The organism is Vibrio sp. T13N (genome assembly GCF_032970445.1).
Lineage (GTDB): Bacteria > Pseudomonadota > Gammaproteobacteria > Enterobacterales > Vibrionaceae > Vibrio > Vibrio diabolicus.
Map to the genome: position 1 here is coordinate 33,624 of NZ_JAWJYE010000010.1, position 14,400 is coordinate 48,023.

Annotated in this window: 11 protein-coding genes; 7 read left to right on the forward strand and 4 right to left on the reverse strand. The window is 48.2% G+C overall.

What is annotated here, in order from left to right:
- Window positions 1–57 precede the first annotated feature (57 nt).
- Window positions 58–1,434: a GntP family permease gene (locus R2S67_RS16435; protein ID WP_012841240.1), complete on the forward strand. Its 1,377-nt coding sequence runs from the start codon at window positions 58–60 to the stop codon at window positions 1,432–1,434.
- Between the two features lie 8 nt (window positions 1,435–1,442).
- Complete coding sequence (locus R2S67_RS16440) at window positions 1,443–2,054, forward strand: bifunctional 4-hydroxy-2-oxoglutarate aldolase/2-dehydro-3-deoxy-phosphogluconate aldolase (protein ID WP_317345755.1); 612 nt, start codon at window positions 1,443–1,445, stop codon at window positions 2,052–2,054.
- A 105-nt stretch (window positions 2,055–2,159) separates the two neighbouring features.
- Here R2S67_RS16440 and xapA read toward each other — a convergent pair whose 3' ends face one another.
- Window positions 2,160–2,984 (reverse strand): xanthosine phosphorylase, encoded by an 825-nt coding sequence (gene xapA / locus R2S67_RS16445; protein WP_317345757.1) that lies wholly within the window; start codon window positions 2,982–2,984, stop codon window positions 2,160–2,162.
- Between the two features lie 121 nt (window positions 2,985–3,105).
- On the opposite strand from xapA, the gene R2S67_RS16450 reads away from it, so the two are divergent.
- A complete protein-coding gene (locus R2S67_RS16450) occupies window positions 3,106–4,011 on the forward strand; it encodes a LysR family transcriptional regulator (protein WP_005379156.1) in 906 nt (301 codons plus the stop codon).
- An 81-nt stretch (window positions 4,012–4,092) separates the two neighbouring features.
- On the opposite strand, the gene gorA is transcribed toward R2S67_RS16450, so the two are convergent.
- Entirely contained in the window at window positions 4,093–5,448 is a 1,356-nt protein-coding gene (gene gorA, locus R2S67_RS16455; RefSeq protein WP_317345766.1) for a glutathione-disulfide reductase, read from the reverse strand.
- A gap of 258 nt (window positions 5,449–5,706) precedes the next feature.
- Complete coding sequence (locus tag R2S67_RS16460) at window positions 5,707–6,546, reverse strand: 23S rRNA (adenine(2030)-N(6))-methyltransferase RlmJ (protein WP_005394390.1); 840 nt, start codon at window positions 6,544–6,546, stop codon at window positions 5,707–5,709.
- 395 nt (window positions 6,547–6,941) lie between these two features.
- Here R2S67_RS16460 and prlC point away from each other — a divergent pair, with 395 nt between their 5' ends.
- On the forward strand, window positions 6,942–8,984 hold the full coding sequence (gene prlC / locus R2S67_RS16465) for an oligopeptidase A (RefSeq protein ID WP_317345768.1): 2,043 nt from the start codon (window positions 6,942–6,944) through the stop codon (window positions 8,982–8,984).
- Between the two features lie 74 nt (window positions 8,985–9,058).
- On the opposite strand, the gene asnC is transcribed toward prlC, so the two are convergent.
- Window positions 9,059–9,523 carry a transcriptional regulator AsnC gene (gene asnC, locus R2S67_RS16470; RefSeq protein WP_005394393.1) on the reverse strand — a complete coding sequence of 155 codons (465 nt, stop codon included), beginning with the start codon at window positions 9,521–9,523 and terminating at the stop codon, window positions 9,059–9,061.
- A gap of 113 nt (window positions 9,524–9,636) precedes the next feature.
- On the opposite strand from asnC, the gene R2S67_RS16475 reads away from it, so the two are divergent.
- The 3 genes from R2S67_RS16475 to R2S67_RS16485 all read left to right on the forward strand — a co-directional run bounded on the left by R2S67_RS16475 (window position 9,637) and on the right by R2S67_RS16485 (window position 14,391).
- Window positions 9,637–12,762 (forward strand): EAL domain-containing protein, encoded by a 3,126-nt coding sequence (locus R2S67_RS16475; protein ID WP_317345770.1) that lies wholly within the window; start codon window positions 9,637–9,639, stop codon window positions 12,760–12,762.
- Window positions 12,763–12,852: 90 nt separating this feature from the next.
- On the forward strand, window positions 12,853–13,632 hold the full coding sequence (locus R2S67_RS16480; protein ID WP_317345771.1) for a class I SAM-dependent methyltransferase: 780 nt from the start codon (window positions 12,853–12,855) through the stop codon (window positions 13,630–13,632).
- A 186-nt stretch (window positions 13,633–13,818) separates the two neighbouring features.
- Window positions 13,819–14,391, forward strand: a complete 573-nt coding sequence (locus R2S67_RS16485; protein WP_317345772.1) for a hypothetical protein — start codon at window positions 13,819–13,821, stop codon at window positions 14,389–14,391.
- Window positions 14,392–14,400 lie beyond the last annotated feature (9 nt).

Below are 14,400 nucleotides of genomic sequence, written 5' to 3' on the forward strand. Positions count from 1 at the left end.
CGGTAACTGAAATAAATGTGAACCATAACACAAACAATAATTCTTAAAGGTGAACCTATGGAGCAATTAACCCAAGCCCCAGATCCTACGTTCCTACTGACGATTGCAGGCCTTGCCATTGCAGCGTTACTCGTTCTGATCATTAAACTGAAAGTCCATGCTTTTGCTTCCCTTACTATGGTGAGTTTAGGCACAGCAATCGCCACTGGCGTTCCTTCTGAGAAAGTCGTATCGACCATGATGGGCGGCTTCGGCGGCACACTGGCTTCCGTGGCATTGCTGGTTGGTCTTGGTGCGATGATCGGTAAAATTCTTGAAGTGACTGGCGGTGCGAAAGTGCTGGCAGACACTTTGATTGGTCGCTTTGGTAAAGAGCGCGCACCATTTGCTTTGGGCGTCGCTTCATTACTGTTTGGCTTCCCAATCTTCTTCGATGCTGGCCTTGTAGTGATGATGCCAATCATCCTAAGTGTGGCGGCTCGTTTTGGTGGCTCACCAATTAAATACGCGTTGCCTGCAGCTGGTGCTTTTGCGGTTATGCACGCGTTTGTTCCACCACACCCAGGTCCGGTTGCAGCGGCAGAATTTCTTGGCGCAAACATCGGTCTGTTATTGGTGGTGGGTATTCTGGTGGCTATTCCAACTTGGTACCTTGGCGCTTACTTATTTGGCTTGTACGCGGGCAAAAAATTCGATATTCCACTATCTAAAGCCTTCTTTAATGGCGAAGCGATGGTGGATGAGCGCAACGCACCAAAATTTGGCACGGTTATGACCATCCTTGTGCTGCCAGTCCTGCTAATCTGTTTGGATACGGTATTGAACACACTGGCGGTTGCGGGTGTGATTGATGGCAAAACGGCACTGGTTGAGTTCCTACGTATGCTAGGTAAAACCCCAGTTGCGTTGCTGATTACTTTGATTGTCTGTTTGGCTGTGTTTGCCAAAGACTACGGCATGGCAAAACTAGAAAAATTGTGTGGTGAGTCATTGGCTCCTATCTGTGGTGTTATCCTAGTAACGGGTGCAGGTGGCATGTTTGGCGGCGTACTGCGCTCAAGCGGTATTGGTGATGCACTGGCTGACGTTCTTACAGACACAGGTATGCCTGTGATTGTGGCGGCGTTTGTGATTTCAACCTGTCTGCGTGTTGCTCAAGGCTCGGCAACGGTAGCGCTAACCACTACGGCGGCTCTTATCGCGCCAGTTGTGGCTGCATCAACAGGTTTGAGTGAACTAGACCTTTGCTTTATCGTAATCGCGATTGCGGGTGGTGCAACGGTACTGTCTCACTTCAATGACTCTGGTTTCTGGTTGGTATCTCGTCTGCTTGAGATGGATGAGAAAACCACGTTAAAAACTTGGACGGTAATGGAAACGTTACTTGGCGGTATCGCGTTTATTATCGTCGCAACATTAAGCTTTATTCTTTAGAGGTTCCCATGACAACACTTGAACAACGATTAAGAGAAATCAAAATCGTCCCAGTTATCGCAATCAACGACGTAGCACACGCTCTGCCACTGGCAAAAGTGTTGGTAGAAAACGGTTTACCATGTGCGGAAGTGACATTCCGCACCGACGCGGCGGCGGAGTCGATTCGCATCATGCGTGAAGCGTACCCAGAATTGTTGATTGGCGCGGGCACCGTTTTGACCACAGAACAAGTGGATATCGCCATCGAAGCGGGTGTGGACTTTATCGTTAGCCCAGGCTTCAACCCAACCACAGTGAAATACTGTCAGCAACGTGGCGTGACTATCGTACCGGGTGTAAACAACCCAAGCTTGGTTGAGCAAGCGATGGAAATGGGTCTGCGTACGTTGAAGTTCTTCCCTGCTGAGCCATCAGGCGGCGTAAACATGCTGAAAGCACTCACGGCGGTTTACCCAGTGGAATTCATGCCAACAGGTGGCGTAAGCCCATCCAACGTGGAAGATTACCTAGCGCTGAAATCGGTTGTAGCTTGTGGCGGTACGTGGATGGTGCCAACCGCAATGATGGACAACGGCGATTGGGAAGGCATTGCTGAATTGGTTCGTGCAGTTAAGTAAAACGCACAAACGGCTCCGAAATCCCCCCGAACGTTAGAAAACGTGACACAAAAAAGGGTCATCAAGTTACTTGATGACCCTTTTGCTTTTGGGAATGAAACGGCTTTAGAAGTGATGCTTCATAAAGCGCTTAATAAAGCGAATGAAATCTGCTTCGGCTAGCTTCGCGCACTTCAATGTTTGGGCGTGAGACAATTCTACATCTCCCAAGCCTTCTGCCATGTTGGTGATCGCACACACTGCCAATACGGGTAAGCAGCAATGCGCCGCAGAAATCACTTCTGGCACGACCGACATGCCCACTACATCACCACCGATGATTTGCATCATGCGGATTTCGGCTGCGGTCTCAAAGTTGGGGCCTGTGTAAGAGACAAACACGCCTTCATTGAGGTGAATACCATTGGCTTTGCCGACTTCAAACGCTTCTGCGCGCAGGTCTTTGTCGTACGCATTGGCGAGGCTGAAGAATCTCGGGCCGTACTCTTCATCATTCGGACCGATCATTGGCGACTCAGGCATGGTATTGATGTGGTCATGAAATACCACCAGAGAACCGACGTCGATGCGTTCAGGGCGAAGTGAGCCTGCCGCGTTGGTGACGAGCAGAAACTCACAGCCCAGATTTTTAAAGGTGCGCACGGGCGTTGTCATGACCTTCATTGAGCCGTGTTCGTAGTAGTGACCGCGACCTTTCATGCACACTACGTCTACGCCGCCCATGGTACCAAGTACCAACTCACCAGAGTGGCCTTGCACGGTGCTAACTGGAAAGCCTTCGAGCTCTTCGTGTGGAATGACCACTTTGTCTTGTAGTTCGTCTGCCAATACGCCTAAGCCAGAGCCTAAAATAAACGCCGCTTTAGGTTGGAAGTTTGGTTTGCGTTCGCGAATGGTTTGTAGCGCGCCGATTACTGGATCGTGATTCATGTTAGTCACCTTCTGGTTGTGTGTTGATTCCATTGTGTGATTTTCTGCGCTGGTTATCTTTGCTTTATTCGCTACTATCATCCTTAAAAAGAGGATGATGAAACTCGCTAGGACCTAATGCATGAAGTCAGAACCATTTGAGCGCGTGACGCTGAAGATGCTGCGTTACTTTTACGAGGTCGCACAAACCAAGCATTTCACTAAGGCGGCCGAGAACCTCAATATCACCAATTCGCCGTTGAGCAATCGCATCAAAGAGTTGGAAGAGGTACTTAACGTCAAACTGTTTGAGCGTGATTCAAGAAACGTCATGCTAACGGAGGCCGGGCGATTGTTGGAGTCCAAATGCCAACTGATTTTTCAGACCTTAGATGTCTCGCTCAATCAAGTGCAGCAAGTGGGTTTGAACCAGAGAAACATCTTGCGAGTTGGTGTGGTAAGTAGCGCATTTTGGGGCGGATTTGATCGTCTGTTACAGCGCTTCCATGCTGAGCATGACACTTATCACGCCGACATTTTTGACCTTAACCCAGAGACGCAAAAGAAGCATCTGAGCGAGAAGAAAATCGATGTGGGCATTGTGCGTTTTGCCGATGCACTCAACATTTATCCGTATCAGTCGGTGTCTTTGGGCAAAGATGTGTTTGTGGTGGCGGTGTCGGAGCAACATGAGTTAGCCAGCAAATCTTTGCTGCGGCTTCAAGATTTAAAGACGTGTGAGTTTGCGTTTATGAGTTTGGCGAATTCTGCCTCGGCAAACTTCATCATCAATGCTTGCCTGCAAGAAGGCTTTTCACCCCATATTGGCAAACAAGTGGTGGAGCCAAGCACCTTGATGGCGTATGTAGCAAACAGCAACACCGTGACGTTGGTGCCGTCGACGTTTTCTCAGCATCATTGGCATGGGATTCGTTTTATCAAGCTGAAAGAGTCACTGCGTGCAGACTTGTGTCTGATTCATGACGGTAAGCAGGAGAGTGCTATCAAAGCCGAGTTTATTCGCACGTTATTGGAGAATGCGAGTTAAGCATGGGCTAACAAAAAAAGGTCATCCTAAGATGACCTTTTCAAACGATTCGCTGAAATCAGCAATGCGATTAGCGCGCAATTAACGCATCGTTACGAACTCTTCAGAGCCCGTTGGGTGGATAGCCACAACAGAGTCGAAGTCAGCTTTGGTTGCGCCCATCTTCATTGCAACGCCGAAGCCTTGGATCATTTCATCTACGGTGAAACCGATGCCGTGTAGACCAACAACCGTTTCTTCTTCGCCCGCGCAGACGAGCTTCATCTTACATGGTTGACGGTGCTTAGTGACGGCGGTGTACATCGCGGTAAAGCCAGAGGTGTACACTTTCACGTTGTCTTTGCCGTACTTCTCTTCCGCTTCTTGCGTGGTTAGACCGATAGTGCCTATTGGTGGGTGGCTGAATACCACGGTCGGTACCAAATCGTAGTCCATCTTCGCGTTTGGTTTGTTGTTGAACAGACGCTCAGACAGTTGACGACCCGCTTTCACTGCCACTGGCGTTAGCTCGATACCGCCTTCCATGATGTCACCCACACAGTAGATGCCGTTCACGTTGGTTTGTTGGTATTCGTCTACCTTGATGTAGCCTTTGTCGTTGGTTGCCACGCCGGTTGACGCTAGGTTGATTGCGTCTGTTGCTGGGTGACGACCGATTGCCCAAATCAGTTGGTCAACGTTTTGGCTCTCACCGTTTTCTAGGTGCAGAGTTAGGCTGCCATCGGTTTCTTTTACCACTTCTTTTGGTACAGAATGGGTGTGCAGTGTTGGGCCTTCTGCTTCCATCACTTCAACCAACGTATCGATGATCATTGGATCGAAGCTACGCAGTGGTGACTCTTTACGTACGAACAGGTGCGTTTCTGTACCTAGTGCGTGCAGCACGCCAGCAATTTCAACTGCGATGTAGCCAGCGCCGACAACCGCAACGCGTTTTGGTTGCTCTGCTAGGTCGAAGAAGCCGTTTGAATCGATGCCGTATTCAGCGCCTGGAATGTTTGGAATAGTAGGACGACCACCCACCGCGATCAGGATGTGATCCGCTGTGTAGTGTTCACCGTTTACTTCGACAGTTTTTTCGTCAACAAACTTAGCAAAGCCTTTAATCACGTTTACTTTGTTGTTGCCAAGAACGCGATCGTAAGATTGGTGAATACGACCAATGTACGCCTGACGGCTCTCAACCAGTTTGCTCCAGTCGAAACCTTTCACGTCGACATCAAAACCGTAATCTTCTGCGTACAGGTTCATTGCTTCTGCGATTTGTGCGCCGTGCCACATCACTTTCTTCGGTACACAACCTACGTTGACACAGGTACCACCGAGATCTTGAGCTTCGATTAGCGCAACTTTCGCGCCGTACATCGCCGCACGGTTTGCAGATGCGATGCCGCCACTGCCGCCACCGATACAGATATAGTCAAAATGAGTCGCCATTACTTTCTCCAAGAGCTTATAAATTTTATCTGGTACATAGATAGATTGGGATGACCTTGCCCGAACTCAATGCCACCGTTATCCCACTATCATAAATCTAATTCGACTAATTCCTAAATGGGAAAAAGCGACAATACTTATGACAAATAGCGATGAGAGGCACAAAAAGAAGAATAAGCGCGACTGGAGGGAGAAGGTGAGAGCATAAAAAGCGCAACGAGCATGTCGTTGCGCTAGAAGGTTTCGGTGCAGATGAGCTTACTCTGGCACAATCCAGTCCACTTTCCAGTGGCCAGTTGCTGGCGCGATCGCGTCTTGCAGGAATGGCAGAATCTCTTTCATCTGGCTTTCCAGTTTCCACGGCGGGTTAATCACAATCATGCCGGATGCCGTCATGCCGCGCTCGTTGGTATCGGGTGCGACACCTAACTCGATTTGCAGAATTTTACGAATACCGAGTGCTTCCAAGCCTTCGATCATATCTTCGATGTCGTGACGGTTTACCACTGGGTACCAAATCGCGTAGATACCGGTTGCCCAACGCTTATGGCTCTGATGAATCGCGCGCACTACATCGCGGTACTCTTTCGCGAGCTCGTATGGTGGGTCAATCAGCACCAAACCACGACGCTCTTGTGGCGGTAAGCTTGCTTTTAGGCGTTGGAATCCGTCCTCTTTGAAGATGCTCACTTGTCGATCGCGATGGAATTCTTGCTCTAACAATGGGTGATCGGCTGGGTGCAACTCGGTCAGCACCATGCGATCTTGTGGGCGGATTTGCGCGCGCGCCACACGTGGTGAGCCTGGGTAGTAACGCAGCTTCTCGCCGTTGTTGAGCACTTTGATGGCATCGATGTAGCTTTTGATGTCTTCAGGAATGTTTGGGTTATCCCAAATACGTGCGATGCCTTGTTTGTATTCGCCCGTTTTTTCAGACCATTCGTGAGTCAGATCGTAACGGCCCACACCCGAGTGGGTATCGTGATAAACGAATGGCTTATCTTTTTGTTTCAGCGCATCAAGAATGAGGCTTTGAACGATGTGTTTGACCACGTCGGCATGGTTGCCAGCGTGGAAGCTGTGGCGGTAACTTAACAAATTAAACTCTCGAAACACTCTTTGGCTGAGTGTGGTCTGTGATTTTCACTCTATGGCGGTATTATACTCAAGTAACTTAAAGATGTAGAACTTCCAATCAAATCTGTTCCTCTGATAAGGGGACGCTATTGAAATTTCTTTAAGTCACCCACACTTACTATTGGTAATCGAATTGAACTAGGTGAGTTTCTCGTGCTCAAAGAGTGTGAAATCTCATTTAGGTATAACAAGACTCAAGGACAGAGTAGCGCTCGTTGACTATATGGTCATCGCAGCATAGAGAAAGGGAACGGAGCTCCCCCAATCCATGTTGCTGGCTCGTCTGTACATTGAGTTGGCCTATCTACACAAAATAGACAGGCAATCACAGAGTCAAAACACAAAAGGAATTATTCATGTCTAATCCTCTTCTGACGTTTACGGACTTACCTCCGTTTTCTCAAATTAAACCAGAACACATCAAGCCAGCCGTTGAACAAGCGATTGCTGACTGCCGAGCGAAAATCGATGAAGTTCTAAAAGATAATGCTCACCCAACTTGGGACAGTGTGATTGCGCCAATTGAAGAAGCGGATGACCGCTTAAGCCGCATTTGGTCGCCAGTGGGTCACATGAACTCCGTGGTGAACAGCGAAGATCTGCGTGAAGCGTACGAAAGTTGTTTGCCAATTTTGTCGGAATACGGCACTTGGGTTGGTCAGCACAAAGGCCTGTACGAAGCGTACAAAGCGATTAAAGCCAGTGATGCATTCGCAACGCTGACTCGCGCTCAACAAAAAACCATCACCGATGCGTTACGAGACTTTGAGTTATCGGGTATTGGTTTACCATCCGATGAGCAGCACCGTTACGGCGAAATCAGCAAGCGCATGTCTGAGCTCAGCTCTAAATTCTCTAACAATGTACTGGATGCCACCATGGGTTGGACCAAGCACATCACGGATGAGAAAGACCTTGCTGGCATGCCAGAATCGGCGCTGGCAGCAGCAAAAGCCGCGGCAGAAGCAAAAGAGCTCGATGGTTACCTCATTACGCTGGATATCCCATCTTACCTACCTGTCATGGCGTACTGCGACAACCAAGAGTTGCGTAAAGAAGTGTACGAAGCGTATGTGACGCGCGCCTCTGATCGCGGTCCAAATGCTGGTAAGTGGGACAACTCAGAAATCATTACTGAGCAACTGAGACTGCGTCACGAAATTTCACGCATGTTGGGTTTCAATACTTACAGCGAGAAATCGTTAGCAACGAAAATGGCCGAAACGCCAGATCAAGTGTTGGGCTTCTTGAATGACCTAGCGACACGTGCGAAACCGCAAGGTGAACGTGAAGTCGAAGAGTTGCGTCAGTTTGCGAAAAGTGAGTTTGGCGTTGAAGAATTGAATGTGTGGGATATCGCTTACTATAGCGAGAAACAAAAGCAGCACTTGTTCCAAATCTCGGATGAAGAACTGCGCCCGTACTTCCCAGAGTCAAAGGTTGTCAGTGGTCTGTTTGAAGTGCTAAACCGCGTGTTTGGCATGACAGTTACTGAGCGCGAAGGCGTGGACACTTGGCACGAATCTGTGCGTTTCTTCGATATCTTTGACGCTGAAGGCGCACTGCGTGGCAGTTTCTACTTAGATCTCTACGCACGTGAGCACAAACGTGGAGGCGCGTGGATGGATGACTGTCGTGGTCGTCGTATTACGCTCTCTGGCGAACTGCAAACGCCGGTGGCTTACCTAACGTGTAACTTCAACCGTCCAGTGGGCGACAAGCCAGCACTGTTTACGCACGATGAAGTTGTGACACTTTTCCATGAATTTGGTCACGGCATCCACCACATGCTGACTCAAGTCGAAACTGGCGCGGTATCAGGCATTAATGGCGTACCTTGGGATGCGGTTGAATTGCCAAGTCAGTTCCTGGAAAACTGGTGTTGGGAAGAAGACGCACTGGCGTTTATTTCTGGTCACTATGAGACAGGCGAGCCGTTGCCAAAAGCGATGCTAGATAAGATGCTCGCGGCGAAGAACTTCCAGTCGGCGATGGGCATTTTGCGTCAGCTAGAATTCGGTTTGTTCGACTTTACTCTGCACACCGAATACGACCCAGAAGTGGGTGCACGCGTTTTAGAAACGCTGGCGAAAGTGAAAGAGAAAGTCGCGGTGGTTCCAGCTGTTGAGTGGGCGCGCTTCTCGCACAGCTTTGGTCACATCTTCGCTGGTGGTTACAGCGCGGGTTACTACAGCTATCTGTGGGCTGAAGTGCTGTCGTCAGACGCGTATTCTCGCTTTGAAGAAGAAGGCATCTTCAACAAAGAAACGGGTCAAAGCTTCCTGAATAACATCCTAGAAATGGGTGGCAGTGAAGAGCCAATGGAGCTGTTTAAGCGCTTCCGTGGTCGTGAACCACAAATTGATGCGCTATTGCGCCATTCTGGTATTGCAGCGTAAGCGCACGCTGTCTTTCCAAAAATACTAAGGCCAACCATTCGGTTGGCCTTTTTTGTCTATTTTTTATAAAAAATTCACGGATTCACACTGCGGTTAATTGGGTTCTGCAGCGATATTAATGTCTCCGTAGACTGAACCTCATCAATGGCTTGCAGCTTATCAATCAGCACAAATTGCAGTTCTTCAATCGATTTGCACATCAATTTGACGAATATGTTATACGCGCCCGTGGTGTAGTAAGCTTCAACGACTTCGTCGAGCGCGTTGAGTTTTTCTAGCGCGGAATGGTAATCACGAGCTGCGTTTAGGTTAATTCCAATGAAGCAGCACACATCGTAGCCGAGCTTTTTGGTGTTTACGATCACCTCCGTTCCTTCGATGATATCAGCCGATTTCATCTTCTCAATACGCACATGGATAGTGGCAGGGCTGACATCGAACTGCTTTGCCATTTCTGCGTAGGGCGTTCTGGCGTCAGCCATCAGTGTTTTTAATATTGCGCGGTCAAGGTCGTCGAGTTTCGGCAGGCTCGCATTCATACTATTATTTCCGTTAGGGATAGAGTTTTACCTCCCTTTTATACTCATAGCGGATAGGATTCACAAGGTTTGGCAGGAGTAACTGCGGGTTAACTCCGAGCTATGGAGATAATGTGCAGCGTTTTCTGGTTATTGTCGCGCTATGTTGGAGCGCGTTTGCCGCGGCCTCAGATCCGAAAGTTTTGGTCGTGCACTCCTATCATCAAGGTTTTTTCTGGACGGATTCCATACAGCGAGGTATCGAGCAGCAATTGGGTGATCGATCGCTGGATATGCGCGTGCTCTATTTAGACTCGAAACGTAACCAGAGTGAGCAGTTTTTCGCTCAGCTTGAATCCTTATATCGTACGAAATTAAGCACAGAACGATTCGATGCCATTTTAGTGAGCGACAACAACGCGCTTGAACTGATGCAGCGTTTGGCACCAATCATCAAAGACACCCCGGTTATATTTAACGGCATCAACAATTATCATCCTTCTTTGCACCAATCTCTGAACGCAACAGGAGTAACAGAAGATGTCGATTTGGAGGCAAATTTAGCCCTCATAGAGCGACTACACCCTGATTACACCCAAATTCTTATTGTCAGTGACCATTCCGTAACGGGAGAGGTATTACGCTACCAAATCGACGATTTTGTACATGAACATCCGCAATATCGCGACAAAATCGTGCAAGTTATTCCCGATAGTATCATTGACTTAAAGCAACAAGTAGCGAAGCTGAATAAAGATAAAGTCGTCCTGTTTTGGACCTATTACCGAGATAAACAGGGTGTGGTTGGCAGTGAACGTGACTGGATTGGCGTTAACAGAGCCTCAAATGCGCCGCTGTTTATGGTGCACGATATTGGCTTAGGGCACGGTGCGGTTGGTGGCGTGATCCAAAGTGGTTATCGGCATGGCATTGAGAGCGCTGAGATACTTGAGTTTGTGTTGGATAACCCTGACCAATCTCTGCCAGCCGTGAAGAAAAGTGATTCTGAAATCAAGCTCGATTATCAAGCTGTAGTGCGCTGGGGGTTGGGTGCTGAGCAAGAGGTCTCTGCGGTATTTTTTAATAAACCGATGAAGTTTTCTGAGCGTTTTGCCAAAGAAATTCGCTTGTTTGGTAGCCTGTTTGTAGTGATGTCGGTGGTCATTTTGTTGATGGGTTACTATTTACAGCGGATGCGTCGCAGCGAGAGTGCCGCGCGAGAAAGCCAAGCCATCTTAGAATCGATTTTTGATCAGAGCATGCAGTATATGGGCATTTTGGATGCCAACGGTGTACTTAAATCGGGCAACGATCACCTGCAATCTTTGCTGTATCACCAAGGGCTGTGTTTAGACCGACCACTTTGGTTTCATCCCAATTGGAGTGAGAAAGCACAAGCGTTGCTTGAGGCGTATTTCCACGCGCCTCACCATCAAGTGTCGACGTTTGAGGCTGAAATTTGGAGTAAAGAGCACGGTACATTGGTGTTGGAAATTTCACTCAAGCCTTTTTCTCAGCAAGTAGGAAATCAAAACCAATACTTGTTTGAAGCGCGCGATATCACTAGTCGTAAGTTGATGGAAGATAAGCTCTATCAACGCGAATCAACCCTGCGTAACTATTATGAGCAACAGCCAGTCATGATGGTGACGCTCGACAGCAACAATCGCATTCAAGAAGTGAATCGATTTGCTCAGCTACTCCTAGGCTACAAACCGATGGACATGCTCGGACACCGCCTAAGGGAGTTTTATTTTGATGACAAGGTACTGTTTCCTCGCCAAGTGCTATTGCAACCCAATCAACAGGTGCATGGGGTCTGGCGACGGGAAGTCGAGTATCGCCATGCAAACGGTCATCGTGTTTGGGTACGCGAGAACATTCGTCCACTGAGTGAATCTGATCAGCTATTGATTGTAGGTGAAGATATTACAGAAACCAAACAGCTTTCCGAGAAGTTGGAATATCAAGCGCGCTATGACTTACTGACAGGGACTTATAACCGAAACCACTTTGAACTAGAGCTCAAGACCGCACTGCGTGAGGTGGACAGCCATCGTCGCGTCCACGCCATGCTGTACCTCGACTTAGATCAGCTAAAAGTCCTCAATGATACGGTTGGGCATGATGCGGGTGACGCGGCGATTCAATTTTGCGCCAGCATGTTAGAGGAAGTGCTGCCATACAATTCCATCTTGGCTCGAATGGGAGGCGATGAGTTTGCGGTACTACTCAAAGATTGCGACGAATACGGCGCGATTAATATCGCTAAACTGATCATCTCGACGTTGAGTGAACATCTCTTTATTTGGGAAGATACACGCTTGTTCATCAGTTGTTCTATTGGTATTCGTATCATCGATCATACGGCAGAGACGCCGCAAATGGTGCACGCTCAAGCGGACTCTGCGTGTCATGCCGCCAAGGAGCAAGGCCGTAACCGCTACAATCTGTTTAGCTTAGATAACGAAGAGCTACAACGTCGCCAGATGGAAATGCAGAGCGTCAATTTGGTGCATGAGGCATTGTCGAATCAGCGTTTAGAGCTATTTGCTCAACCTATCAAAAGCTTACAAAAGCACGATGCTCAGATGTATTTTGAGATTTTAGTGCGCATTCGCAATGGATATGGTGATTATGTTTCTCCTGCATTGTTTATTCCTGCCTCCGAGCGATACAACATTGCGCATTGGATTGATAAACAGGTCATTACTCAAACGCTAGAATGGTTTGAGCAACGCCCGGAGGTGGTTGAAAAACTCGGTCGTTGTTCGATAAACCTTTCAGGTCAATCTATGGGGAATCAAGAGTTTATCGATTTCTTATTGGAGCGATTGGAAAGTTCGTCCATGCCGTGTGAAAAAATCTGTCTAGAAATCACCGAGACAGCAGCGATGAGTAATCTTGAGCAAGCCATTGAGCTCTTCACCAAGCTCAAAGCGTTGGGTTGCATGATTGCATTGGATGATTTCGGCTCGGGCTTGTCTTCATTTGGTTACTTAAAGAAACTTCCCGTTGATATCGTGAAAATTGATGGTCTTTTCGTGCGAGATATCAACGTAAATGAAATGGACCGTGTGATGGTTCGCTCGATCAATGATCTGGCAAAACAGCTAGGCAAAGTGACGGTGGCGGAGTTTGTCGAAAACGAACAAGTCATGCAGCATTTGATCGATCTTGGTGTGGATTATGGCCAAGGCTACGGTATTGGGCATCCTCAACCGCTTTCTGAGTTAGTTGAGCGACTGACGGCTGAGTAGTCTTGTCATATCAAGCTCAACCTAGCATTGAGAGGTAACTTAGGTATACACTCAGCGCCAGTTACCGCGATTTTTTATTGGAGCCTCCTTTTGCAACTGCAATTGATCTGTGAAGACCCGTCTCAACAACCTCATCTGGATGAACTGGCTGCGCGCTGGCAGCTTTCTCACACTGACGAGAGCGATTTTGCTTTGGTGCTGACCACCGAGCGTTTAGAGCTGCGTAAAGTGGATGAGCCAAAGTTGGGCGCTATTTTTGTCGATTTAATTGGTGGCGCAGTGGGACATCGCCGAAAATTTGGTGGTGGTAAGGGCCAAGCCATCGCAAAAGCCGCAGGTTTGAACAAAGGGGCAACGCCAACCGTTCTAGACGGCACGGCGGGGCTGGGACGTGACGCATTCGTTTTGGCTTCGCTCGGCTGTAAGGTACAGATGGTGGAGCGACACCCGGTAGTCGCAGCGTTGCTGGATGACGGGTTAGCGCGTGCGAAACAAGACTCTGAAATTGGAACTTGGGTATCAGAGCGTATGTCGCTGATCCATGCCTCCAGTCATGATGCATTGGAACAGCTGGCACAAGATGAAGACTTTGTTCAGCCAGATGTGGTGTATCTCGACCCTATGTATCCGCACCCAGAAAACAAGAAGAAATCGGCGCTCGTAAAAAAAGAGATGCGCGTTTTCCAATCGTTGGTTGGCGCCGATTTGGACGCCGATGGTTTGCTAGATCCTGCCATGGCGTTAGCCACAAAACGCGTGGTGGTGAAGCGCCCAGACTATGCAAACTGGCTGAACGAGCAAAAGCCGACTATGGCGATTGAAACCAAAAAAAATCGCTTTGATGTCTATGTTAAAGCCTCAATGGCATAACTTCCTGACCGCTCAACTTTTCTTGTCACAGTACGGTGTATCGTGCTGTGATCAAGCCTCTCTTTCTGAACCGTTACTGATAGTTTTCTCTTGCTAATTCTCCTCCCTGACTGTATATCTAACTAAGAATTATTATTATTTCACTTGTTGTGATGCGGTCGATAATTGGGAAGCTGGAGTAGTAGAATGGCTAAACGCTTATGTAAAATGAGTCGTAAACAGATCGCGGCGGAGCTTGGCGACATCCATCGTTTAGTTGTCGCACCAAAGTTTGTTTGTCGCTCTTGCGCACGCTCTTCAGCGGCCAAAGATACCCTGTGTAAGCCAGCCGCTATTCCGCCGCAAAAATGCCAAGACAAGCCATTGAACGAGCAACAATCATGTGGCTTATTGGCTGAAGCGCTGCCAGTACAACCGATTCCTGTGACAACAAAACAAAGCAACGAAAAAGCAGCGATTGTGAAGCGTGTTGTTGAGCGAGTGAAAGAGAAAAAGCAAGCCGAAAAATCCCTGGAGCCAGTAAGAAGCGACGCATCAGTATGGTTTGATTTAGCAGATAAAAAATCGCTTAAGAAAGCGAAAAAAGCACTGAAAAAGCATTATAAGCAGCAGAAGAAGTTGTTAAAAGTAGCGAAAAAGCAACAAAAGTTACTTAAGCGTCAGCGCAAGCTTGAAGCGCGCAATGCCACGCTAGAGGTGTTGCTATCAACGCCGCCTAATGCGTTGATGAGCACAAGCTCGCAAGTCAAAGTGCATTAATCTAATCCA

What these genes read in the sequence shown, in the direction of transcription:
- R2S67_RS16485 (WP_317345772.1), top strand. Translation starts at nt 13,819, where the DNA reads ATGGCTAAACGCTTATGTAAAATGAGTCGTAAACAGATCGCGGCGGAG.
- asnC (WP_005394393.1), bottom strand. Translation starts at nt 9,523, where the DNA reads ATGAATGCGAGCCTGCCGAAACTCGACGACCTTGACCGCGCAATATTA.
- R2S67_RS16450 (WP_005379156.1), top strand. Translation starts at nt 3,106, where the DNA reads ATGAAGTCAGAACCATTTGAGCGCGTGACGCTGAAGATGCTGCGTTAC.
- xapA (WP_317345757.1), bottom strand. Translation starts at nt 2,984, where the DNA reads ATGAATCACGATCCAGTAATCGGCGCGCTACAAACCATTCGCGAACGC.
- prlC (WP_317345768.1), top strand. Translation starts at nt 6,942, where the DNA reads ATGTCTAATCCTCTTCTGACGTTTACGGACTTACCTCCGTTTTCTCAA.
- gorA (WP_317345766.1), bottom strand. Translation starts at nt 5,448, where the DNA reads ATGGCGACTCATTTTGACTATATCTGTATCGGTGGCGGCAGTGGCGGC.
- R2S67_RS16435 (WP_012841240.1), top strand. Translation starts at nt 58, where the DNA reads ATGGAGCAATTAACCCAAGCCCCAGATCCTACGTTCCTACTGACGATT.
- R2S67_RS16440 (WP_317345755.1), top strand. Translation starts at nt 1,443, where the DNA reads ATGACAACACTTGAACAACGATTAAGAGAAATCAAAATCGTCCCAGTT.